The sequence below is a fragment of the Shewanella sp. MTB7 genome, from assembly GCF_027571385.1.
GTDB lineage: Bacteria > Pseudomonadota > Gammaproteobacteria > Enterobacterales > Shewanellaceae > Shewanella.
On sequence record NZ_CP085636.1, the window covers coordinates 4,685,331 to 4,708,524 of the forward strand.

The 23,194-nt window shown below is 43.2% G+C and carries 16 protein-coding genes and 1 pseudogene; 3 read left to right on the plus strand and 14 right to left on the minus strand.

Annotation, left to right across the window (positions count from 1 at the left end):
• Positions 1-41: 41 nt before the first annotated feature.
• Together ftsH and rlmE are read right to left on the minus strand one after the other, a co-directional pair.
• On the minus strand, positions 42-2,006 hold the full coding sequence (ftsH, locus tag HWQ47_RS20310; protein WP_269967844.1) for an ATP-dependent zinc metalloprotease FtsH: 1,965 nt from the start codon (positions 2,004-2,006) through the stop codon (positions 42-44).
• Between the two features lie 148 nt (positions 2,007-2,154).
• On the minus strand, positions 2,155-2,784 hold the full coding sequence (gene rlmE / locus HWQ47_RS20315; protein WP_269967845.1) for a 23S rRNA (uridine(2552)-2'-O)-methyltransferase RlmE: 630 nt from the start codon (positions 2,782-2,784) through the stop codon (positions 2,155-2,157).
• A 91-nt stretch (positions 2,785-2,875) separates the two neighbouring features.
• Between rlmE and yhbY the strand changes: the two genes are divergently transcribed.
• Positions 2,876-3,175, plus strand: a complete 300-nt coding sequence (gene yhbY, locus HWQ47_RS20320; protein WP_269967846.1) for a ribosome assembly RNA-binding protein YhbY — start codon at positions 2,876-2,878, stop codon at positions 3,173-3,175.
• A gap of 109 nt (positions 3,176-3,284) precedes the next feature.
• Here the strand turns inward: yhbY and secF are convergent, their stop codons facing one another.
• From secF to greA, 4 genes are all read right to left on the minus strand, one after another.
• On the minus strand, positions 3,285-4,229 hold the full coding sequence (gene secF, locus HWQ47_RS20325; RefSeq protein WP_269967847.1) for a protein translocase subunit SecF: 945 nt from the start codon (positions 4,227-4,229) through the stop codon (positions 3,285-3,287).
• A 1-nt stretch (position 4,230) separates the two neighbouring features.
• The gene (gene secD / locus HWQ47_RS20330) at positions 4,231-6,045 is read right to left on the minus strand and encodes a protein translocase subunit SecD (RefSeq protein WP_269967848.1); all 1,815 of its coding nucleotides are present in this window, start codon (positions 6,043-6,045) and stop codon (positions 4,231-4,233) included.
• 205 nt (positions 6,046-6,250) lie between these two features.
• Positions 6,251-6,745, minus strand: a complete 495-nt coding sequence (locus HWQ47_RS20335) for a hypothetical protein (protein ID WP_269967849.1) — start codon at positions 6,743-6,745, stop codon at positions 6,251-6,253.
• Positions 6,746-7,091: 346 nt separating this feature from the next.
• Positions 7,092-7,568 (minus strand): transcription elongation factor GreA, encoded by a 477-nt coding sequence (greA, locus tag HWQ47_RS20340; protein ID WP_269967850.1) that lies wholly within the window; start codon positions 7,566-7,568, stop codon positions 7,092-7,094.
• Positions 7,569-7,990: 422 nt separating this feature from the next.
• Here greA and HWQ47_RS20345 point away from each other — a divergent pair, with 422 nt between their 5' ends.
• Positions 7,991-8,644, plus strand: a complete 654-nt coding sequence (locus HWQ47_RS20345) for a TorF family putative porin (protein WP_269967851.1) — start codon at positions 7,991-7,993, stop codon at positions 8,642-8,644.
• 102 nt (positions 8,645-8,746) lie between these two features.
• Here HWQ47_RS20345 and HWQ47_RS20350 read toward each other — a convergent pair whose 3' ends face one another.
• The 8 genes and pseudogenes from HWQ47_RS20350 to dnaK form a co-directional block, all read right to left on the minus strand.
• Complete coding sequence (locus tag HWQ47_RS20350) at positions 8,747-11,065, minus strand: methyl-accepting chemotaxis protein (protein ID WP_269967852.1); 2,319 nt, start codon at positions 11,063-11,065, stop codon at positions 8,747-8,749.
• A 146-nt stretch (positions 11,066-11,211) separates the two neighbouring features.
• A complete protein-coding gene (gene carB, locus HWQ47_RS20355; protein WP_269967853.1) occupies positions 11,212-14,430 on the minus strand; it encodes a carbamoyl-phosphate synthase large subunit in 3,219 nt (1,072 codons plus the stop codon).
• A gap of 19 nt (positions 14,431-14,449) precedes the next feature.
• Positions 14,450-15,607, minus strand: a complete 1,158-nt coding sequence (carA, locus tag HWQ47_RS20360) for a glutamine-hydrolyzing carbamoyl-phosphate synthase small subunit (RefSeq protein WP_269971808.1) — start codon at positions 15,605-15,607, stop codon at positions 14,450-14,452.
• A gap of 176 nt (positions 15,608-15,783) precedes the next feature.
• Positions 15,784-16,596, minus strand: a complete 813-nt coding sequence (dapB, locus tag HWQ47_RS20365) for a 4-hydroxy-tetrahydrodipicolinate reductase (RefSeq protein WP_269971809.1) — start codon at positions 16,594-16,596, stop codon at positions 15,784-15,786.
• A gap of 101 nt (positions 16,597-16,697) precedes the next feature.
• Positions 16,698-17,315 (minus strand): FKBP-type peptidyl-prolyl cis-trans isomerase, encoded by a 618-nt coding sequence (locus tag HWQ47_RS20370; RefSeq protein WP_269967854.1) that lies wholly within the window; start codon positions 17,313-17,315, stop codon positions 16,698-16,700.
• A gap of 68 nt (positions 17,316-17,383) precedes the next feature.
• Positions 17,384-18,200 (minus strand): annotated as a pseudogene (locus HWQ47_RS20375) (M48 family metallopeptidase).
• A gap of 548 nt (positions 18,201-18,748) precedes the next feature.
• On the minus strand, positions 18,749-19,879 hold the full coding sequence (dnaJ, locus tag HWQ47_RS20380; protein WP_269967855.1) for a molecular chaperone DnaJ: 1,131 nt from the start codon (positions 19,877-19,879) through the stop codon (positions 18,749-18,751).
• Positions 19,880-19,994: 115 nt separating this feature from the next.
• Positions 19,995-21,917, minus strand: coding sequence for a molecular chaperone DnaK (gene dnaK, locus HWQ47_RS20385; protein WP_269967856.1), 1,923 nt, complete (start codon positions 21,915-21,917; stop codon positions 19,995-19,997).
• Between the two features lie 349 nt (positions 21,918-22,266).
• Here dnaK and HWQ47_RS20390 point away from each other — a divergent pair, with 349 nt between their 5' ends.
• The gene (locus HWQ47_RS20390) at positions 22,267-23,187 is read left to right on the plus strand and encodes a DMT family transporter (protein ID WP_269967857.1); all 921 of its coding nucleotides are present in this window, start codon (positions 22,267-22,269) and stop codon (positions 23,185-23,187) included.
• The last annotated feature ends 7 nt before the right edge of the window (positions 23,188-23,194 follow it).

Genomic DNA, 23,194 nt, shown 5'->3' on the forward strand with positions numbered 1-23,194 from the left:
AAACCCCATTACGGGGTTTTCTTCAATTCAGCAAAAACTAATTACTTAGCTGTAGATTCATCTATTTCATTGACGTCTGTAGCATTGGCTTGTTCAGGCTCAGCTTTCACTTCATCCTCAACAGCTTTATCCTCAGATGTCGCTGGTTTTTCACCTTTATCATTGCTTGAACCATTATCATCCATGTTCCAATCTTTTGGCGCTCTCACCTCACGGCGTTGCATCAGATCTTCTATCATGGTTGCGTCTATGGTTTCATACTTCATCAACGCATCTTTCATCGCATGGAGAATATCCATGTTATCCTGCAAGTATGTCTGCGCACGTTGATAGTTATTATTGATAATGGTTTTAACCTCAAAATCAATAATACTGGCTGTTTCATCTGACATATGCTGTGACTTACCCATACTACGCCCTAAGAAAACTTCGTTTTCATCTTCGGCATAAAGGACTGGTCCTAACGTCTCAGAGAAACCCCACTGAGTAACCATGTTACGCGCAATTGAAGTCGCATATTTAATGTCTTGAGAAGCACCCGTTGATACTCTCTCGCTGCCATAAATGATCTCTTCAGCTAGTCGTCCACCATAAGCCACTGAGATTTGACTCTCTAACTTACGACGACTCTGACTGATCGAATCAGCTTCTGGCAAGAAGAAAGTCACACCTAAAGCGCGGCCACGAGGAATAATAGTCACCTTATGAACAGGATCATGCTCAGGCACTAAACAGCCCACAATTGCATGACCGGCCTCATGGTAAGCAGTCATCTCTTTCTCTTCTTCAGACATAACCATAGTACGGCGCTCAGCACCCATCATGATCTTATCTTTAGCGCTTTCAAACTCTTCCATACCAACAATGCGGCGATTACCACGAGCAGCAAACAGCGCAGCTTCGTTAACTAAGTTAGCCAGATCCGCACCAGAAAACCCAGGGGTGCCACGAGCAATAACGCTAGCTTTAACATCGTCGGCTAAAGGCACTTTGCGCATATGCACTTTTAAGATCTGCTCACGACCACGAACGTCAGGAAGACCTACTACGACTTGACGGTCAAAACGACCTGGACGAAGCAACGCAGCATCTAATACATCTGGACGGTTAGTTGCAGCAATCACTATCACGCCTTCATTACCTTCAAAGCCATCCATCTCAACCAATAACTGGTTAAGTGTCTGCTCACGCTCATCATGTCCACCACCAACACCGGCGCCACGTTGACGACCTACGGCATCGATCTCATCGATAAAGATAATACAAGGCGCTGACTTCTTGGCTTGTTCGAACATGTCACGCACACGAGATGCACCGACACCGACAAACATTTCAACGAAATCTGAACCTGAAATGGTAAAGAAAGGTACCTTAGCTTCACCGGCTATCGCCTTAGCAAGCAAGGTTTTACCTGTACCTGGAGGACCGACTAGCAAAATACCCGTAGGAATTCGCCCACCTAGCTTTTGAAATCTAGTCGGTTCTTTAAGGTAATCAACCAATTCTTTAACGTCTTCTTTAGCTTCGTCACAACCAGCTACATCACTAAAGGTCGTCTTGATTTGATCTTCGCTCATCAATTTGGCTTTACTCTTGCCAAATGACATTGCACCTTTACCACCACCACCTTGCATCTGACGCATGAAGAATATCCACACACCAATAAGTAGCAGCATGGGGAACCAAGAGATAAATATCTGAGTTAAAAACCCTGACTCTTCAGCTTCCTGTCCCTTCAACGTTATCCCTTTGCGATCAAGATCATTAATAAGATCTCTATCAAACAACGGCATAATCGTCGTGAATTTTTCCCCGGTACGCAGAGTTCCTTCAATCGTACGCTGGTCACTTTTTATTTCAACGGTATTAACCTGTCCACTACGAACATCATCTAAAAAAGCAGAATAATCCATCTTCGACACAGTGGAAGAAGAGGGGGAATAACCCTGAAATACAGTCATCAACACAACGGCGATGACTACCCAGAGAATTAAATTTTTTGCCATATCACTCAAAATTACTAGACCTCATGCAGTCTTGCGATTATTGACCATGGAATACGAAAATTCGTATCCAATCAGCCTTGCGATTATCTATGTTAGAGCACGACAATTTGCGCCCTACCAAAGTCTTGCGATTATTGACGTTAGAGTACTACAACTTGTACCCTGTCGCCACAAGATAGACTTCGCGCGAACGAGCTCGCGAAGAGTCTGGCTTACGTGTTTTGACGGTTTTAAACGCCTCTTTTACTGATTTCATGTACTCTTCAAAGCCCTCCCCCTGAAAGACCTTAACAGCAAAGCAACCATTGGGTGCCAACACTTGATGACACATGTCTAATGCTAACTCAACTAAATACATAGCGCGAGGTTGATCTACACCGCCAGTACCACTCATATTAGGGGCCATGTCAGATAAAACAACATCTACTTTGGCATCACCTACACGAGTTAATAAAGCATCGAGCACTTTTCCCTCTCTAAAATCTCCTTGAAGAAAGTCTACACCGACGATAGGATCCATAGGTAAAATATCACATGCGATAACTTTACCCTTGTCTCCCGCTAATTTAACTGCAACTTGTGACCAACCACCAGGGGCGGCTCCTAAATCTACCACAGTCATTCCAGGGCGAATTAATTTATCTTTCTCCTGGATCTCCTCTATTTTAAACGCTGCACGTGAACGAAATCCCCGCTTTTGAGCTAATTTGACATAATGATCATCAAAATGTTCCTGCATCCAACGGGAGGAACTCGCCGTTCGTTTTTTTCCTGACATTTAAAATCCGCAACAAATGAGAGTTACATAATGAGTATATAAGGGTAGAATAGCCGTTTTTCAACAGTAACTCAGCATAAAGTTGGTAGAAATGAACTTAACAACCAAACAAAAACAGCACTTAAAAGGCTTAGCACATGATTTGAAGCCTGTAGTGATGCTTGGTTCCAATGGCCTGACTGAAGGTGTGCTGGCGGAAATTGATAATGCACTCGCTTATCATGAACTGATCAAAGTGAAAATAGCCTCTGGTGACAGAGAGTTAAAAAATGCAGTCGTTGATGCCATTGTACGTGAAACTCAAGCTGTAAAAGTACAGCAGATCGGTCACGTCCTTGTACTATTCCGTCAATCTGAAGAGATGAAAATTGCTGTTCCAAAAGCAAAGTAATCTTTTTTGATCGCAATTTACTATCTCTAAACTTCCATAGAAATAGTAAAGCAGAATACCCATAGGTATAAAATAAAACGAGCCACTGAATTTTCAGTGGCTCGTTTTATTATGGCGTATCGTTAATAGGTACCAGCTTATAGTGCTCTGAGTTCACACCCAACAACTCTGGTAAGCAAGTTCCTATAGAGATTGAAGACCAAGTTCCTGTAATAATACCGATAAACATCGCTATCGAGAAACTCTCAAGGGGAGCGCCCCCCATAAACCACAGTGCGCTGATCGTCAGTAAGGTGGTTCCACTTGTCACCATAGTTCGCGCAAAAGTGGCGCGCACCGCTTCATCATTAACTTGTGTCGTTGTCCAACTGGTTTTGATGGTCAGTAACTCTCTTATCCTGTCGGCAATCACAATCGAATCATTAAGTGAATAGCCCAACACGGCCATGACCGCAGCGAGTACAGTCAAGTTAAACTCCATTTGCGTCAAAGAGAAAAATGCCAGCACTAGCAATACATCATGCAACAGAGCTAACAGAGAGCCACTCGCTAAGCGCCACTCAAAACGGTAACTCAAATAGGCCATGATACACAATACTGATACAAGTAAAGCCAGCCCACCTTGATCCGCTAACTCCTGCCCCACTTGAGGTCCAACAATACTGCTGTTAAGCACTTCAAGATTACTGTCTAAAGGTAACAGAACTGCTGCGATATCAATGGCATTGTTGCCTACATTCTCATCAGTAGTCGGTAAGCTATAGCGCAGCACCCAGCGACCGGGTTCGTTAGCAGAGATCACACTCACATCCTGCTCTGATGTTTGACTCAGCAACGCCTGTATCTCATTGCTCGTGACTAAGCTATCAAGTTGCACCTCTGTGACCACACCCCCGGTGAAATCTAACCCCCAGTTAAACCCTTTTACTGAGATAACAACAAGTGATGAGATTATTAAGATGACAGAGAGCACACTGGTGAAATATCTAAGCTTAGTGAGTACAGCCGCTTTACTAAACGTCGTGATGGCTTTGTTCATATTAGTTGAGTTCATATTACACCTTCAAGTCACGGCTGAAATTATGCCCATAGGCTAAATTAGTTAATGCTCTGGATACAAAAATACCAGTGAACATACTCGTTAACAGCCCTAGACCTAAAGTCAGGGCAAAGCCTTGAATGGGGCCGTTACCGATTGAATAGAGCACCACAGCTGTGATCATAGTGGTCAGGTTTGCATCTAATATGGTCGAAAATGCACTATCGAACCCCCTATCTATCGCATGTGCAAACTCTCTACCCTCTCTTAAATTATCCCGAATACGCTCAAAAATAAGAACATTGGTATCGACCGCCATTCCCACTGTTAACACTAAACCTGCAATACCTGGTAAAGTCAAAACCGCACCAGGAATAAGCGCTATCAAACCAAACAAAATGACCATGTTGAAGATAAGAGCCACATTAGCAATCCAACCTAGACGACGATACCAAAACGCCATAAACAACAAGGTCATCGCCAGGCCTAATGCTAAAGCCGCAAACCCATTAGCAATATTCTCGGCACCTAAACTCGGGCCTATAGTTCGCTCCTCAACAATGGTCACAGGCGCAGTCATTGAGCCAGCTCTTAGCAGCAAGGCTAATTGCTGCGCCTCTTCATAAGTACCCGAGCCCGTAATAACAAAACGTTTGCCCAACTGAGCTTGAATGGTTGCAACACTGATAATCTCGGTCGTTTGACGAACTTTACCCTTCTCATCTCGTGAGTATTCGCTATATGATGTCGCCATCGGTTCACCTATCTTGTCTCGGGTAAAGTCAGACATCATGCTTGCCCCCGTTGCATCTAAGGTGATGTTCACTTCAGCTCCTCCCATTTCACCGACCCCAGCTCTAGCATCGACAATATGTTCGCCACCAAGTACCGCTCTACGTGCTACATATACAGGCGTATTAGCTTTATCCTTAAGTATTTTTGCATTAACTGAGCCTGATTCCATTACGGCATAAAACGCCAGACTCGCAGTGGCCCCGATAACACTCTTAGCAGCTCCAGGATCTTGCACACCGGGTAATTCGATGCGAATTCGATGTTCACCCTGACGCTGAACGAGCGCCTCAGAGATCCCGAGTTGTTCGATACGACTACGCATAATTTGTAAATTCTGCTTTACCGTCAGATCTCGCAGTAATATTTTTTCCTCCTCTTTCAATGCTATAACAAATGTGGCTTCCCCTTGCTTCTGAACTTGCCAAGCAGGGTATTGAGTAGAAAAAAATGTTTTAAACTTGCCAATGTTTGCAAGGTTTGTCACCGTCATTGTGACGCTCTCACCATCAACGACGTGCACTTTAGTGCCCATTATCTTATTTTCTCTGGAATAATGACGTATCGAGTCGACCAAAGATTGGGCGTGCAAACGGTAAACAGGTTCGAGATCCACATCCAGTAAAAACTGCACTCCACCACGAAGATCAAGTCCTAGCTTTATCGGGTTAACCCCAAGAGACAGCAGCCAGTTCGGTGCCGCAGGAGCGAGTGCAAGAGTTAGCTCATCAGGCTTAAGTACGTATGAAGTGAGCAATTGTTTAGCTTGTGCTTGTTGGCTCTGGGAGCCCAGTACTACAAAGGTTTTTCCTTGGTTCTGGTCAATGCGCTTTACATTAAAACCCGCCTCAGTCAAGGTCTGGTTCAGTGCTACCACTGAAAGGGTTAATCCTGCCTTCTCACCAATTTGAACTGCTGCATCTTCACCATAAAAGCTCGGCAGCGCACTGAAAAACATCACAATAACGGTGATGATAATGACAATATATTTCCAAACTGAAAAATGATTTAACAGCTGTTTACTCTGAGTTCTTCTCATAAGAATTATTGCCTCTAGGGCATCCATTTAATGCTAATAACCACCTGCTTAGCGATTCGTCACAATCCATTCAAAATATGATTGTGTTATGAACATAATCAGCCATTGCCCTCAAAAATGAGTGGACAGTTACGCCATACAGTAAGCAGGTAAAATTAAGCCAGTCATAGAGATATGACTTAGCTAAAAAGTGCAGAAAATGAACTTAGGAGATCTGTTGCGAGAAACGGTACAGCAGGTTTGACTCTTTCCAACCTGATATTTTAGACGGTTTAGGGGTCGCACTTAGGCGCCAATCGAGTGAAGCACTAAAATCTACTCGATATCCAATACAAAACGAGGGCGAGTCTGGAGCTGCAAACTCGTAGGCAAGAATGTAGTTAGGGCGACACTGATGTGGATCATGTTGTGCGAAGCCGAGTCGGCGTGGTGAGGAGAGGAGAACAAAACTTGCGTCATCTTGTTGCTCAGTCCAGCTTTTATGTTGAAGAGGCTGTGGTTTATGCTCTAAAACTGTATTGTCACCGCCACAGGCACTAACCTGCGATGGTTTATATTCAGCACTAAAACAGGTAGCTGAGATAGAAACGACATGCTCGGCAAATGCACTTTCTGATAGTTGTGCATTAGCAGGACTGAGAGAAAAACCCCAAGCCAATAGCAACATCATTCCCATGCGAATAAAAGCCAACAAACTCATTTCACCTCATTATTATGTCCAGCGATGTTAAAACTAGATACAGATAAATACAAACAGTTTTTGATAATAATGAGAGTTATCCCCAAACAGTCTCAGTTCCCTACATCAAGACAACTGTAGAGTGATGGCAAAAGACAACAGATGCCGAATAAATATCTAGAACCTTATTTATAAACAAGAGGGCCCATATGCAAATTCTCTCAATCGCTATGACCGCAAAGGACTGTGGAAATGTGCAACAGATGTCTGGAACATCTGGCACCCTGCGATCAAGGATAAGCACATCCATGTGCAAAAAAACCGCAATGATGCGGTTTTAAAAAAGAATATCAGCACTTAATATCAATTAGATATATTCAACGGCCGTTATCTCATACTCAGTCATACCACCCGGTGTTTTTATGGTCACTTCATCATCGACACTCTTGCCGATTAGACCCCGTGCAATCGGTGAGCTCACAGAAAGTAGATTCTCTTTAATGTTAGCCTCGTCGTCACCGACAATTCGATAGGTCACTTCAACTTCAGTATCAAGATTTAAAATAGTCACAGTGGTACCAAAAATAATACGTCCTGTATTGGGTATTTTTGTCACATCTATGATCTGAACGTTAGAAAGCTTACCTTCGATATCACGTATTCTAGCTTCGCTTAAACCTTGCTCTTCACGAGCAGCATGGTACTCAGCATTCTCTTTAAGATCGCCAAGCTCACGGGCTGTTCCGATCGCCTCTGTAATTTTAGGCCGTTTCTCAAACTTTAAATAATCTAACTCTTTACGAAGTTGATCTGCACCAACAACCGTCATAGGAACCTTGTTCATAATACTCTTTCGTCTCCTTTAAAACAAAAGCAGCCAATGCTGACTAATTAAGAGTCAACACAGTAATAATCATTAATATTGGAATGTCACTATTCTATACATAGAGTGACCATGATGCCAGTGGTGAACGAAGCAAGCTAGGTAAGCTTTCACGCAGTTTTCAGTTTTTCTATCAGATAACGCATTGTTTAAGAGTTAAATAATCGCTAATTTCACAAACTAAAACTAAATTCCAGAAAGACAAAACTCCAGACCCGTTTTTCTACGTCAGTCCATTCAAAATCCATATAAAACCCCATGTCGTGCAATTTATGAAATATCCACTAGACTTCAAGTGAACTGTAAGTGTTCTAGCTATCTGAATACTATTAACTTTAAGCAGTATTCAACTAGCCTGAACTAACATAATATAGGGAATGATGATGAACAAATATCTTGGACTGGCCCTTGGGCTATCTGCAGCTTTTAATTACTCCTCAATGGCCCATGCAACTGAAGGCTTATCAGCGAATATTGGCGTCACCAATAACTACATCTGGCGAGGTGTTACTCAGACGAATGATAAACCCGCTGTTTCAGGAGGTATCGATTATTCAGCAGATACAGGAGTTTATATAGGAACTTGGGCTTCAAACATAGATTTTGGAGACGATGCCTCAACCGAGTTAGACCTCTATTTAGGCTTTGCAAATGATGTTGGCGAATTTAGCTATGACTTTGGCTACGTCTACTATGGCTATCCGGACGGCGATGACTTAAATTTTGGTGAAGTCTATGGTTCTGTAGGATGGAACTTTATCTCGGTAGGAGTATCCACAACCGCCCACTCTGATTGGTCATCAAATTTTGGAGATGATACCTATATTGAAGTCAATCTCAGCTTCGAAGTATTAGGTGATGTTGAGCTGGGTTTACATGCTGGCAGCTATAATTTCGATGATGGTCTCGACTATCAGGACTACAATGTTAGCCTAAGTAAAAGCGGGTTTGGCTTTATGCTCAGTCAAGTTAGCGAAGATGAGATTGATGATGACTATAAAGTTGTCGTGAGTTACACCCATGACATAGATCTTTAATTCCAAGTTAACGAAAAAGAAAGAGGCCATTTAGGCCTCTTTCTTTTTTATCACCAAACTCACTTCTACGGGTTGAGTTTACAGGTCAATCTAGGTAAAGCCTTACAATTTAAACTCTCTCATCTTCTCTTCTAAGTTAATGACTAAAGAGCTCAAGTTCTGTACATCACATTTACTCAGCTCAGCTTTACTGGATATATTGAGTGACGTACTGGCAATCTCAGTAATGTTTCTATTTATCTCTCCCACCACTGAACTTTGCTCCTCTGATGCTGTGGCAATCTGCATATTCATATCGCTGAGCTGAGAAACCAAGGCCAAAACCTCACCTAATATTTTACGATTTTCTTCACAGGCGCCAATACTGGCACTCGCCATTTGACTCGATGAATTCACCATTTTAACCGTAGTTTGGGTCTCCTGTTGCAAAGAGTTTATTTTCTCTCTGATATCTTCTGTCGATTGCTGAGTACGCGAAGCAAGCGTTCTAACTTCATCAGCCACGACAGCAAAACCTCTACCCTGCTCTCCAGCACGAGCGGCCTCAATGGCGGCATTAAGAGCAAGCAAGTTAGTCTGCTCTGCAATCGCTTGGATCACATCGAGTACTGAGCCAATCGACTCACTTTCCTGAGCTAACTTCTCAATTGAAGCAGAAGCTGAACTCATCTGGATATTTAGCTCAGACATATCACTCTCTAGTCGCCCGGCAACCTGGCTGGTTTCCTGACACTTCAATTCTGTTTCCCTTACCGATCCAGACGCGCTTGCCGCATTTCTTGCAACTTCTTGAATCGTCGCGAGTAACTGATTCGTCGCGACAGCGACACTATCGGCATTATTAGACTGCTGTTGCGTTTGATCTGTTGTCTCTCCAATATTGACCAACATATTTCCCGTTGATGCCAGTAAAGTAGCAGCAAGTTCCTCTACGCTGTTTAAGACCTCCTGTAACCCCTGCATTAACTGATTAAAAGAGGTTGCTAATGAGAACAACTCATCATTGCCTTTATAATCAATTCTCATTGTAAGATCTTTTTCATCCGCCACTTTATTCACTTGAGCGATAAAATTATTAATTGGATTTGATATTCCTCGACCAACTAAAAAAGCAGCCACTAAGATCAAAGGCATTAAGATAAGCATGATAACCAAGATAACTTGCCAGATAGTTACCAACATCTCATCTTTATCCTGCATCGCTTCAGCGACATCAATCTCACTTAGTATCGCCCAATTTACCCCTTTAATGTTCAACGGAGCAAAAGCTGAGAGTACCTCGACATTACGATAATCTTTGATAGTTTTAATGTCAGTCTGACCAGATAAAGCAGCGTTTGCCCCCTCACTTACCACCTTTTGATAGCCGATAGCTGAGCCACTCGCCGCTATTTTATCAACTATCTTAGCCTCAATCCCTCCTGCGGTTAATGCTGCAAGGTACCCATCCTTATCATCAAGTAAAAAACGACTCTGGCTTCGTAGTAGATGATCTTCACCCACTAAATAGGTTTCACCTGAATTTCCCATGCCGACCTTAGTCCACTCAGTTTCAAACGTCATCAAACTATTGATTTCATCAATTGGCATCTGAAATACTAGAATACCTAACTTTTTGCCTGCACTTGAATAGATAGGAGAGGATATAAATGCCGCGGCGGCTTCATAGGAGGGAAAGTAAGGTTTAAAATCAACGAGAAAAGTCTCATTTTTTTGAGAACTGGCATTGGCTAGCCTAAACGCTTCAGCCAATCCAGTTTCTTTATAAGGGCCAGTTAGAAGCGAAGTTGCAAAATCCAGCTCTTTAAAAACAGAATACACCACTACGCCAGTTTCTGGTTCAACAAGGAAAATATCATAGAAACCGAACGACTCTAAATACTGATTGAGGTGAGGATGATACTGCTTGTGTAGCTCACTGTAACGAGTCCCGTCTTCTGCATAAGCTAGCTGATTTTTGCTACCCAATGGATTTTCGTTACCGCTAATATAAGCATGTTGGATTAATTTAGTATTATCACTCAATAACTCGAGTTTGACCGTTGAACTTGAGGAGCTTGAAGGGTTTTGCGAGCGATACTCCTCATCAAACATCTGAGTATAATATCCCTTTAACTCGCCATTTTCTTTAAGTTCTGTTTGTTGAGCATATTGAAAGAATGGTTGTGGGAGAGCCTCCATCATATTCATAACCATGCGATCATTGGACAAGGTTATCATTTCTTTTTCTATCGTCGAAAAGTAACGTTCAATCTGATTCTTTTGCAACTCTCTTATTGCGATCAATCGATCAAATGCTCTTTTCTCCAAAGCTGTGGATGCAATCGAAGAAGATTTCCATCCAACAAGCGCTCCTGCGGTAAGTATGCCCATTCCTGACAGTAAAACGGTCGCTAAAATAATCTTGCTTGATATTTTCATGCAAAACCCACCAACTAATATTACATTAAATTATTTATTTAAAGTCTAGTCGATATAAGAAAAGTCGCCTTCAGAACTAAAGACCGTGGCAATTAAAACAAAAAAGGCCACAAATGTGGCCTTTTGAACAAGATAAACTGAAAAAACTACTTAATCCGTTTGTGTAACTCTTGTACCGAATTGACATTAGTTCTGTCATCAGCAGCATGGGCCATACAAGTTGCAAATGCAGCATTTAACGTCGTTGTATAGTTCACTTTATAACGCAAGGCACCACGGCGAAGTTGACGTGAATCTTCAATCGCTTGACGACCTTCAGTTGTATTCACAATATAGGTGTATTCATCATTCTTAATACGGTCAAGAATATGAGGACGACCTTCGTGTACCTTATTGACTAAGCGAGGGTTAATACCCGCTTCACCTAAGATAACCGCAGTACCATGAGTTGCATCGATCTCATAGCCTAAACCGATTAACTTCGCCGCTAAATCGACAACACGCGCCTTATCACTGTCACGAACAGACAATAGTGCACGTCCAGACTTAGGCACTTCACATGTCGCACCAAGTTGAGCTTTGGCATAGGCTTCAGCAAATGTATCACCCACGCCCATCACTTCACCCGTTGAACGCATTTCAGGACCAAGCAAAGGATCGACACCAGGGAACTTGTTAAAAGGCAGTACCACCTCTTTCACAGAGTAATAAGGTGGAATAACTTCTTTAGTGAAGTTCTGTGATTTAAGGCTTTGGCCAGCCATCACGCGTGCTGCAATCTTAGCTAAAGGCACCCCAGTTGCTTTAGAAACAAATGGGACAGTACGTGCTGCACGTGGATTGACTTCGATCATGTAGATCTCATCATCCTTAACAGCAAACTGAACATTCATCAAACCGATAACGCCCAGTTCCATCGCCAGTTTACCCACCTGCTCGCGCATACGATTTTGAACATCGTCACTTAAACTATATGGTGGCAGTGAACAACCTGAATCACCAGAGTGAACACCCGCTTGCTCAATGTGTTCCATGATAGAACCGATAACCACAGTTTCACCATCACATATCGCATCAATATCGACTTCTATAGCGTTATCAAGGAAACGGTCTAGCAGTACCGGTGATGCATTAGATACGCTAACTGCTTCGTTAAAGTAACGACGCAAATCTTGCTCATCATAAACAATCTCCATTGCGCGACCACCCAATACATAAGATGGACGAACCACTAACGGATAACCGATACGCGCAGCTGAAATAACCGCTCTTTCAACAGTGGTTACTGTATCATTTTCAGGTTGCTTCATCTCAAGACGTTGGATAGCTTGCTGGAAACGTTCACGGTCTTCAGCGCGGTCAATCGCATCAGGGCTAGTGCCTATAATCGGTACGCCTGCAGCTTCTAACTCACGAGCAAGTTTCAGCGGAGTCTGACCACCGTATTGAACAATAACGCCTTTCGGCTTTTCAATACGTACAATCTCTAACACATCTTCAAGGGTTACAGGCTCGAAATATAGTCTGTCAGAAGTATCGAAATCCGTAGATACGGTTTCGGGATTACAATTGACCATAATGGTTTCATAACCATCTTCACGAAGCGCTAAGGCCGCATGAACACAACAGTAATCAAATTCAATACCTTGACCAATTCTGTTTGGTCCACCACCTAAAATCATGATCTTGTCACGATTTGATGGAGCAGCTTCACATTCCTCTTCATAAGTAGAATACATGTAAGCCGTATCCGTTGAGAATTCTGCCGCACAAGTATCGACGCGCTTATAAACCGGGAATATCTCGTGTTTGTGACGCAGTTTACGCATCTCAGATTCACTGATCCCAAGTAGTAATGACAATCTGATATCAGAGAAACCTTTACGCTTTAGTTGACGTAAAAATGATTCACTCATGCCTGACATACCTGAATCCTTAACATCAGATTCAAGCTTAATCAGTTCTTCAATTTGAACTAAGAACCAAGGATCAATGTTCGTCAGACCAAAAACATCATTCACAGATAATCCAGCACGGAAAGCATCGGCAATATACCAAATACGCTCAGCACCCGGCTCTTTAAGCTCATGACGAATACGTGTCATGGCATCAGGCTCATCAATATCGATAATCGGATCTAAGCCGTTCATACCCACTTCAAGCCCACGAAGCGCTTTTTGTAGCGACTCTTGGAAGGTGCGGCCAATGGCCATCACTTCACCCACAGACTTCATCTGAGTGGTAAGACGATCATTTGCGCCGGCAAACTTCTCAAAGTTAAAGCGGGGTAATTTAGTCACGACGTAATCGATGGAGGGTTCAAACGAGGCTGGAGTATTACCACCAGTGATATCATTTTTAAGCTCATCTAACGTATAACCGATTGCCAATTTTGCCGCTATTCTAGCGATCGGAAAGCCTGTGGCTTTCGAAGCAAGAGCTGATGAACGTGATACGCGCGGGTTCATCTCAATGATAACCATACGGCCATCAACAGGGTTGATACCAAACTGTACGTTTGAGCCACCGGTTTCGACACCAATCTCACGCAATACTGCAAGGGATGCATTACGCATCAACTGATACTCTTTATCGGTCAGAGTTTGCGCTGGTGCAACGGTAATAGAGTCACCGGTGTGAACACCCATAGGATCAAAGTTTTCGATAGCGCAGACGATGATGCAATTGTCATTGCGATCACGTACCACTTCCATCTCATACTCTTTCCAGCCGATCAATGACTCATCAATAAGCAGTTCACTTGTCGGTGAGAGGTCAAGACCCTGAGAACAGATCTCCTCGAATTCCTCTTTGTTATAGGCAATACCGCCACCGCTGCCACCCATTGTAAATGACGGACGGATAATACAAGGAAAACCAAGCTCAGCAACGACGGCATTCGCTTCATCCATGGTATGAGCAATACCCGCACGAGGACACTCAAGACCAATGGATTTCATTGCCTTATCGAAACGGCTACGATCTTCAGCTTTATCAATTGCATCGGCAGTTGCACCGATCATTTCGACATTAAACTCTTTAAGAACGCCTTTACTCTCTAATTCAAGCGCACAGTTAAGTGCTGTCTGACCGCCCATGGTCGGAAGTATCGCATCAGGGCGCTCTTTGGCAATAATGTTACGAACAACTTCCCAGTGGATAGGCTCGATATAAGTTGCATCGGCCATCTCAGGGTCTGTCATGATCGTTGCTGGATTAGAGTTAACCAAAATAACTCGGTAACCCTCTTCGCGCAGGGCTTTACAAGCCTGGGCACCAGAGTAATCAAACTCACATGCTTGACCAATAACAATCGGCCCAGCACCTAGGATAAGAATACTTTTTATATCTGTACGTTTTGGCATTGCTTAAACCTTCTCCCGACTATTTGGCGTTCTGACGATACAATTCAATAAGTTCAATAAAGTGATTGAACAGTGGAGCCGCATCATTGGGTCCTGGACTCGCTTCAGGATGTCCCTGGAAGCTAAATGCTGGTTTATCCGTCAAATGAATACCTTGCAAAGAACCATCAAAGAGTGATTTATGGGTCACCTTAATGTTGGCTGGTAAGCTAGATTCATCAGCAGCAAAACCATGGTTTTGGCTAGTGATCATCACATTACCTTGCTCGATATTACTTACTGGGTGGTTTGCACCATGGTGGCCAAACTTCATCTTCAAGGTTTTAGCACCAGACGCTAATGCTAATAACTGATGACCCAAACAGATCCCAAATACAGGGACCTCAGTTTTCAAGATCTCTTGAATAGCGGCAATCGCATAATCACATGGCTCAGGATCACCGGGTCCATTTGACAGAAAAACCCCATCAGGATTCATGGCTAACACTGTCGATGCTGGTGTTTGAGCGGGAACAACGGTCACATCACAACCACGGTCAACAAGCATACGTAAAATATTACGTTTTACACCGTAGTCATACGCGACGATTTTATACTTAAGATCAGATTCTGGTGTATCAACAGGCAATCCACCGACTAGACGCCAGCTTCCACTGCGCCATTGATACTGAGTTTCAGTTGTGACTTCTTTGGCTAAATCCATGCCTTTTAGACCCGGGAAAGCTTTTGCTTCTGCAAGTGCCTTAGCCACGTCTTGCTCACCGACTAGGATACACCCAGCTTGTGCGCCTTTCTCTCGTAAAATACGGGTTAACTTACGCGTATCAATATCAGCAATACCCACAATATTATGTGCTTTTAGGTAGTCACTGAGACATTGTTGATTACGGAAATTACTGGCTATTAAAGGAAGATCTCGAATAACCAGACCACGTGCATGCACGCTATCTGATTCTGTATCTTCATCATTGGTGCCAGTATTACCAATATGGGGATAGGTTAAAGTTACAATTTGACGAGAATATGATGGATCCGTAAGGATCTCTTGGTAACCTGTCATTGAAGTGTTAAAAACAACTTCACCAACAGCATGTCCATCGGCACCAATAGCTGTGCCAGAGAATACAGTTCCATCTTCGAGTACGAGTAAGGCAGACTTTGTCAACGCGACCTCCAAAAAGAGCCAAGCCACTAAAATATAATGTTTTTTCTTGCTTTTAAAATACCAATATCCGCACAAATACGAAATTTTGACAAATTCGGGCAACTATATATGAGTTAGTGCACTTGGTCTATAAATTTAATTTTTAAAATGCTAAAAAAAACCGCCAATTTGACGGTTTTACAAAATAGTTACTTAAGTCCTAAAACTTGCTGCATATCATAAAGGCCTGCATCTTGTTCAACTAACCAGGAGGCTGCTCTCATTGCACCTTTGGCAAAGGTCATCCTGCTTGATGCTTTATGGGTTATTTCGATACGTTCACCGATATCGGCAAACATGGCGGTATGCTCACCGACAATGTCACCGGCACGTATGGTAGAAAAACCGATGGTCTGACGATCCCGCTCGCCTGTTATTCCTTCGCGACCATACACAGCACACTTATCTAGGTCACGACCTAAAGTATTAGCGATCACTTCGCCCATTTTAAGTGCTGTCCCTGACGGAGCATCTTTCTTATGTCTATGGTGAGCTTCGATAATTTCAATATCAGTGTAATCTCCCATCACTTCAGCAGTAATCTCAAGCAATTTCCACAGCAAGTTAACACCAACAGCCATATTGGGTGCCATCACCACTGGGGTCTTTTCGGCATAAACCGAAATCTGTTCTTTCTGAGAATGATTAAACCCTGTCGTGCCAATAACGATGGCTTTACCATGATGAGCACACCAGTGTGTGTGAACTAAGCTAGCTTCTGGTGAAGTAAAGTCGATTAGCACATCGAAATCATCGACCACAAGATCCAAAGAGTCGGTAATCGGTACGTTCATAGAGCCAACACCAGCAAGCTCACCAGCATCAACACCAATTAACGTTGAGCCAGCTCGTTCGATGACGGCCCCCAAAAATATCATTGGGTGCTGCTTAGCGGCTTCAATAAGAGTGCGCCCCATACGGCCACTACCGCCAGTGATTGCCACTCTGACTTTTTCACTCATCATAGACTCCTTACCTAACCCTTATTCTTTACTGACAGACATAATGACAGTGCTAAAATTTTCTCAAAAAAAAGCCTAAGCATCTGCTTAGGCTTCTAATATTACAGAATGTCGAGCAGTTCGACTTCAAATACTAGCGCCGAATATGGCGGGATAGATGCACCGGCTCCACGCTCACCGTAAGCTAAGTGATGCGGTACATAAAGCCTCCACTTAGAACCCACAGGCATTAGCTGAAGTGCTTCAGTCCAACCAGCAATAACACCCGAGACTGGGAACTCGGCTGGCTGATCACGCACAACTGAACTATCGAACACATCACCATTAATGAAAGTACCATGATAATGGGTACGAACAGTCGCATCTAGGCTTGGCTTTTCGCCAGTACCTTCGGTAATGATTTCATACTGTAGACCAGACTCTAATGTCAAAATACCATCACGCTTGGCAATTTCAGCAAGGAATATTTCACCTTCAGCTGAAGCGGCTTCTGCCGCAGCTTCCTGCACCTTTTGAATACGCTGACTGATCTCAGTAAATGCAGCCTGAAGATCTTGCATAGCAACTTGACTCTCTATACCGTCAAACGCATCAGATAAACCGAGCTGTACAGCTGAGATATCGATACCTTCAAAAGAGTTAGCAGCTAGCTGCTCACCAAGTTGGCGACCAACACCGTAACTTGCTTGTGCTTCAATAGTAGTAAACTTGTCAGACATAATGATTCTACTCTCAGTTATTCAATTAATTTTCGCGCAGTAGCTTAACATAACCACAAAACAGATACTTAATTTGATCTCGATTTTTTATCAATTTTACACGTCTGTTTAATCCTAGCCTGACTTGCCTTATATAAAGGAGCAACCTGTGTCTGCATCTTATTCAAATCATCAATTCTGTGGTCATGGGAGGGATGCGTTGCAAGAAGCTCGGGACCTTGGTCACCACCTTGCTTAGCCATATTTTGCCAGAGCACCATGCTCTGACTCGGATCAAATCCCGCTCTTGCCATTAACTCAATCCCCATAATATCCGCTTCACTCTCCTGTTCACGGCCATAGGGTAGAATAAAGCCCACTTGGGTACCTAAACCTAATGCAGCCATATAGAGGTCTTTATTATTCACCCCGCCAGCAACCAGTGCCACATCAGCCAACTGCATTCCCATACCTGTCATCTGAGTTCGAGAAACCTGCTCATTACTGTGATTAGCCAAAACGTGTGCCACTTCATGCCCTATTACTGTAGCAAGTTGATCTTCATTTTCAGCCACCTTCAACAATCCTTGTGTAAACCCCGATATGACCACCAGGTAGTGCAAAGGCATTAACTTGGGGGGATTCAAACACCACAATATCCCAAGGTAAATTCGATGTAGGCAGCACGCTTGTGATCCGGTTCGCGACACAATCTACATAACGATTGAGTTTGGCATCTTGACTCACTTTCTCTTGCTTCTTTATCTGCTCAAACGAACTTGCCCCCATCTGATCTATCTCTTGAGAGGAAAAAAGTAGTATCTGACTTCGTCCCGTTGGTGACTGGCTAGTCGCACAGCCCATTAACCCGAAGGTCAACAGAAGTAATACAGGTAACAATTTCATTGATAAATAGTCCTTTAATAAATACTTCTAGGTTCTAGGCTAGATTATTAGCTGGTTCTAGTTCTAGGCTAGATTACTAGCTGGTTCCAGGTTCTATTCTAGGTTCTAGGTTCTAGGTTCTAGGTTCTAGGTTCTAGGTTCTAGGTTCTAGGTTCTAGGTTCTAGGTTCTAGGTTCTAGGTTCTAGGTTCTAGGTTCTAGGTTCTAGGTTCTAGGTTCTAGGTTCTAGGTTCTAGGCAATATTCTATCAAACTTTTATCAACCTTAGTGCAACAGATAACGGAACATTATTTGGTAACACCAAGAAATGCACGACTGAATTGAGCCAGGAGGTAGAGTAACGCACGGAGCTGTTACCGATGGAGTATTACAGGTGCCATGACGCTCGGGATAACTCTTGTTAAGGGAAGTCCCTATATAAATCCCTTCCATCGCAGTCCTTGCGATCAGGGATAAGCACCTCCATGTGCAAAAAAGCCCCGTTTTGCGTTAGCAAACGGGGCTTCGTAAACTTAATTTCAGCTTTTCGACTATTTTTTAATTCTAGGGTTAGCCATTTAGATCTTGAAAAAACTTCTTCACACCGTCAAAGAACCCCTCAGCCTTAGGGCTGTGTTTCTTAGATGATGAACCCGTTAAGGTTTCATCGAACTCGCGAAGTAGCTCTTTTTGACGCTCGTTAAGTTTAACCGGCGTCTCCATCACAACCTTACACAGCAAATCACCTACTGCATGGCTACGTACAGACTTCACACCTTTACCACGCATGCGGAACATACGACCAGTTTGTGTTTCTGCTGGGATCTTAAGGTTAACCTTGCCATCAAGTGTTGGCACTTCAATCTCACCGCCAAGACCTGCTTTACCGAATGAAATTGGCACTTCGCAATAGAGGTTATTACCATCACGAACAAAAATAGCATGTTCTCGCACACTCACTTGTACATAGAGATCGCCGGGAGGTGCACCAAACTCGCCCGCTTCACCTTCACCAGATAGACGAATACGATCGCCATTATCAACTCCGGCAGGGATCTTAACCGATAAGGTTTTGCTCTTCTCGACGCGACCTTCACCATGACACTTATTACATGGATCTTTAATGATTTTACCGCGACCATGACAGGTTGGACAGGCTTGTTGAACCGCAAAAAAGCCTTGACGCATCTGAACTTGGCCTTGACCGTGACACGTGCCACAAGTCGTAGGTGAAGTGCCTTTCTTAGCACCGCTACCATCACAAACATCACAAGTCGTCAGCTTTGGAATACGTAACTCTTTCGTTAACCCTTTCACGGCCTCTTCAAGAGACAACTCTAAGTTATAACGCAGATCACTACCACGAGCAGCTTGACGCTGACCACCGCCACGACGACCACCACCAAAGATGTCACCGAATACATCACCAAATACGTCACCAAAGTCAGCACTACCGCCACCATGACCGCGATTAGGATCAACCCCCGCATGACCAAATTGATCATAGGCGGCTTTCTTATCGCTATCGGTCAGAATCTCGTAAGCCTCTTTGATCTCTTTAAAATTGGTTTCAGCTTGCTTATCATCTGGATTGCGATCCGGATGGAATTTCATGGCTAAACGTTTGTAAGCTTTTTTTATTTCACGTTCGCTAGCGTCACGCCCAACACTTAGTACTTCGTAATAATCTCGCTTTGACATAATCTCACGCTTTTTTTTTGCTGAAGTTACAGTTAATCTCTTAGCTAATCTTGTGACAACGGGCGTTAGAGTTTCCCCTAACGCCCGTGTGCAATAATGTCGGGGTTAGCCTCTATTATTTCTTGTCATCTTTTACTTCTTCAAACTCAGCATCAACAACATCTTCATCTGGCTTAGCAGCTTTGGCTTCACCTTGTGAAGCTTGCTGACCTTGCTCTGCTTGAGCTTTGGCTTGAGCAATTTCCATCAACTTAGAAGACGCTTCCATTAGCTCTTGAGTTGCCTTATCGATTGCTTCTTTGTCTTTACCTTTAGTCGCGGTATCAACAGCTGCCATCGCAGCTTCAATCTTCTCTTTGTCGTCGCTTGATAATGCTTCGCCAGCTTCTTCAATCTGCTTCTTAGTCGAATGAACCATACCATCGGCTTGATTACGCGCAACGACTAGCTCTTCGAACTTAGCATCTTCATCTGCATGCGCTTCAGCATCACGTACCATGGCTTCAACTTCTTCTTCACTTAGACCAGAAGAGGCTTTAATGGTGATGTTCTGCGCTTTACCGGTTTTCTTATCGGTTGCAGAAACATGCAAGATACCATCGGCATCAATATCGAAAGCAACCTCAACTTGTGGCTGACCACGTGGTGCAGGTTCGATACCCTCTAGGTTAAATTGGCCCAGAGACTTGTTGCCACTTGATTGCTTACGCTCACCTTGAAGTACATGAATGGTTACCGCACTTTGGTTGTCGTCAGCAGTCGAAAAGGTTTGTGAAGCCTTAGTCGGGATAGTGGTGTTCTTCTCGATAAGCTTAGTCATTACGCTACCCATAGTCTCAATACCTAGAGACAGAGGCGTAACGTCAAGTAAAAGTACATCTTTCACTTCACCAGAAAGTACACCAGCTTGAACTGCAGCACCGATAGCAACCGCTTCATCAGGGTTAACGTCTTGACGTAACTCTTTACCAAAAAAAGCTGAAACTTCAGTGCGTACTTTAGGCATACGAGTCTGACCACCAACAAGAATAACTTCGTTGATATCTGAAACGCTTAAATCTGCATCAGCAAGCGCAACTTTCAGAGGCTCTAGAGTACGAGTGATCAAATCTTCAACCAAAGACTCAAGTTTGGCACGAGTGATCTTGACCACTAAATGCTTAGGACCTGATGCATCGGCAGTGATGTAAGGTAGATTCACTTCAGTTTGAGTCGTACTTGAAAGTTCGATCTTCGCTTTTTCAGCCGCTTCTTTTAGACGCTGCATAGCCAACGGATCTTTACGTAAGTTCATGCCTTGATCTTTTTCGAACTCATCAGCAAGATACTTAATCATACGGTTATCAAAATCTTCACCACCTAAGTGGGTATCACCGTTAGTTGCAAGCACTTCAAACGTCTGCTCACCATCTACGCTGTCAATTTCAATGATAGAGATATCAAATGTACCACCACCTAAATCGTATACAGCAACAATATTGTCGCCTTGCTTCTTATCAATACCATAAGCAAGTGCAGCCGCTGTTGGCTCGTTGATAATACGCTTAACTTCAAGACCTGCGATACGGCCAGCATCTTTAGTCGCTTGACGCTGTGAATCGTTGAAGTATGCAGGAACAGTAATAACTGCTTCTGTTACTTCTTCACCTAGAAAATCTTCGGCAGTCTTCTTCATCTTTTTAAGAATTTCAGCAGAAACCTGTGGCGGAGCCATCTTCTTACCGTGAGCTTCAACCCAAGCATCACCGTTATCAGCTGCAATGATTTTGAATGGCATAATGTCAACATCACGTTGAACTTCGTCATCTTTAAAACGACGACCAATAAGACGCTTAATCGCGTAGAAAGTGTTAGTTGGGTTTGTAACAGCCTGACGCTTTGCAGGTTGACCCACTAATATTTCGTCACCGGTGTAAGCGACGATTGAAGGAGTCGTACGATCGCCTTCGGCATTTTCCAATACGCGTGCTACGCCACCATCTAACACAGCTACGCAAGAGTTAGTTGTGCCTAAATCGATACCAATAATTTTACCCATTGTGGTGCTCCTGAAATCTTTTCTATATAAAAGCTAATTTGTCATCTGATGGAGATATGGGGACGGACTAAACTAATTTCAAGTTAAAGCTTTATTGCTTTGCTTAAAACAGTAACGCTAGATCCAAGGTGTCTCAATATCTTTCCTTAAACCCTATATTGGGCCTTGGGTATCAATTACAAGGGGAGATAACAAAAAAGAACTAAACCCTCAATTTTTTGATCTATGACGTACTATCAAATAGTGAATACTATATAATGAATGCAATTAAGAAGTGCAGTTGATTGATGTCATGTTCTCAGATGAAACCACAATCCACTGCTTAGTCGTCTCTTGTGAGTAATAAAAATTGAAACAATCTAATCAGGCTTATGTTTACGGCATAGGCGCTGTATGCCTATGGTCAACTGTTGCCTCCGCCTTTAAACTGGCGCTGGAACACTTTACCCCTTTACAGCTGGTATTGGTCGCTGTCACCACTTCGATTGTAGCCCTTGGAATCATTCTTGTTGTTCAACGAAAACTCAATCTGATTAAAACTCAGTTTGTTGCACGTCCATACTTTTACCTGCAGACAGGCTTAATTAATCCGTTTCTCTATTATCTAGTGCTTTTTAAAGCCTATGACCTGCTGCCCGCTCAGCAGGCATTATCACTCAATTATACTTGGGCCATACTCTTGCCACTCCTTTCTGTTCCTATGCTGGCGCAGAAACTTCGTAAAAGTGATATGGTCGCCGCAATTGTCGCCTATTTTGGTGTATTCGTTATTGCTACCAACGGTAACCTCACTGGTTTCTCATTTGAGAGTGGAACAGGGGTCATCCTAGCACTAACCAGTACCTTACTCTGGTCTCTCTACTGGATCATCAATACCAAAGATAAAGGCGATCCAGTTGTCAGCCTACTCTTAAGCTTCTTAGTCGGATTTCCCTTTATTCTTGGCACACTGTTATTGACTCAAGAGCTACCAAGCTGGAACTTGCAAGCTTTTGCTGCAGGTATCTATGTGGGTTTTTTCGAAATGGGGATCACTTTCGTGCTTTGGTTAATTGCACTTAAAAAAGCTGACCGCACCGCAAGTATTAGTACTATGGCTTTTATGTCGCCTGTCATGAGCATAGGTTTTATTGCCTGGATCTTACAAGAGGAGATAGCCCGCTCCACCTACGTAGGGCTAGGACTTATCTTAATAGCATTAGCACTGCAGCAACTGCTGCCACTACTTAACAAACTAAAACTAAAGAGTGGTACTACCCACTCTCATTAATTGAACG

Coding starts and splice junctions, on each gene's coding strand:
- ftsH (WP_269967844.1), bottom strand. CDS start 2,006: ATGGCAAAAAATTTAATTCTCTGGGTAGTCATCGCCGTTGTGTTGATG.
- rlmE (WP_269967845.1), bottom strand. CDS start 2,784: ATGTCAGGAAAAAAACGAACGGCGAGTTCCTCCCGTTGGATGCAGGAA.
- yhbY (WP_269967846.1), top strand. CDS start 2,876: ATGAACTTAACAACCAAACAAAAACAGCACTTAAAAGGCTTAGCACAT.
- secF (WP_269967847.1), bottom strand. CDS start 4,229: ATGAACTCAACTAATATGAACAAAGCCATCACGACGTTTAGTAAAGCG.
- secD (WP_269967848.1), bottom strand. CDS start 6,045: ATGAGAAGAACTCAGAGTAAACAGCTGTTAAATCATTTTTCAGTTTGG.
- HWQ47_RS20335 (WP_269967849.1), bottom strand. CDS start 6,745: ATGAGTTTGTTGGCTTTTATTCGCATGGGAATGATGTTGCTATTGGCT.
- greA (WP_269967850.1), bottom strand. CDS start 7,568: ATGAACAAGGTTCCTATGACGGTTGTTGGTGCAGATCAACTTCGTAAA.
- HWQ47_RS20345 (WP_269967851.1), top strand. CDS start 7,991: ATGAACAAATATCTTGGACTGGCCCTTGGGCTATCTGCAGCTTTTAAT.
- HWQ47_RS20350 (WP_269967852.1), bottom strand. CDS start 11,065: ATGAAAATATCAAGCAAGATTATTTTAGCGACCGTTTTACTGTCAGGA.
- carB (WP_269967853.1), bottom strand. CDS start 14,430: ATGCCAAAACGTACAGATATAAAAAGTATTCTTATCCTAGGTGCTGGG.
- dapB (WP_269971809.1), bottom strand. CDS start 16,596: ATGAGTGAAAAAGTCAGAGTGGCAATCACTGGCGGTAGTGGCCGTATG.
- HWQ47_RS20370 (WP_269967854.1), bottom strand. CDS start 17,315: ATGTCTGACAAGTTTACTACTATTGAAGCACAAGCAAGTTACGGTGTT.
- dnaJ (WP_269967855.1), bottom strand. CDS start 19,879: ATGTCAAAGCGAGATTATTACGAAGTACTAAGTGTTGGGCGTGACGCT.
- dnaK (WP_269967856.1), bottom strand. CDS start 21,917: ATGGGTAAAATTATTGGTATCGATTTAGGCACAACTAACTCTTGCGTA.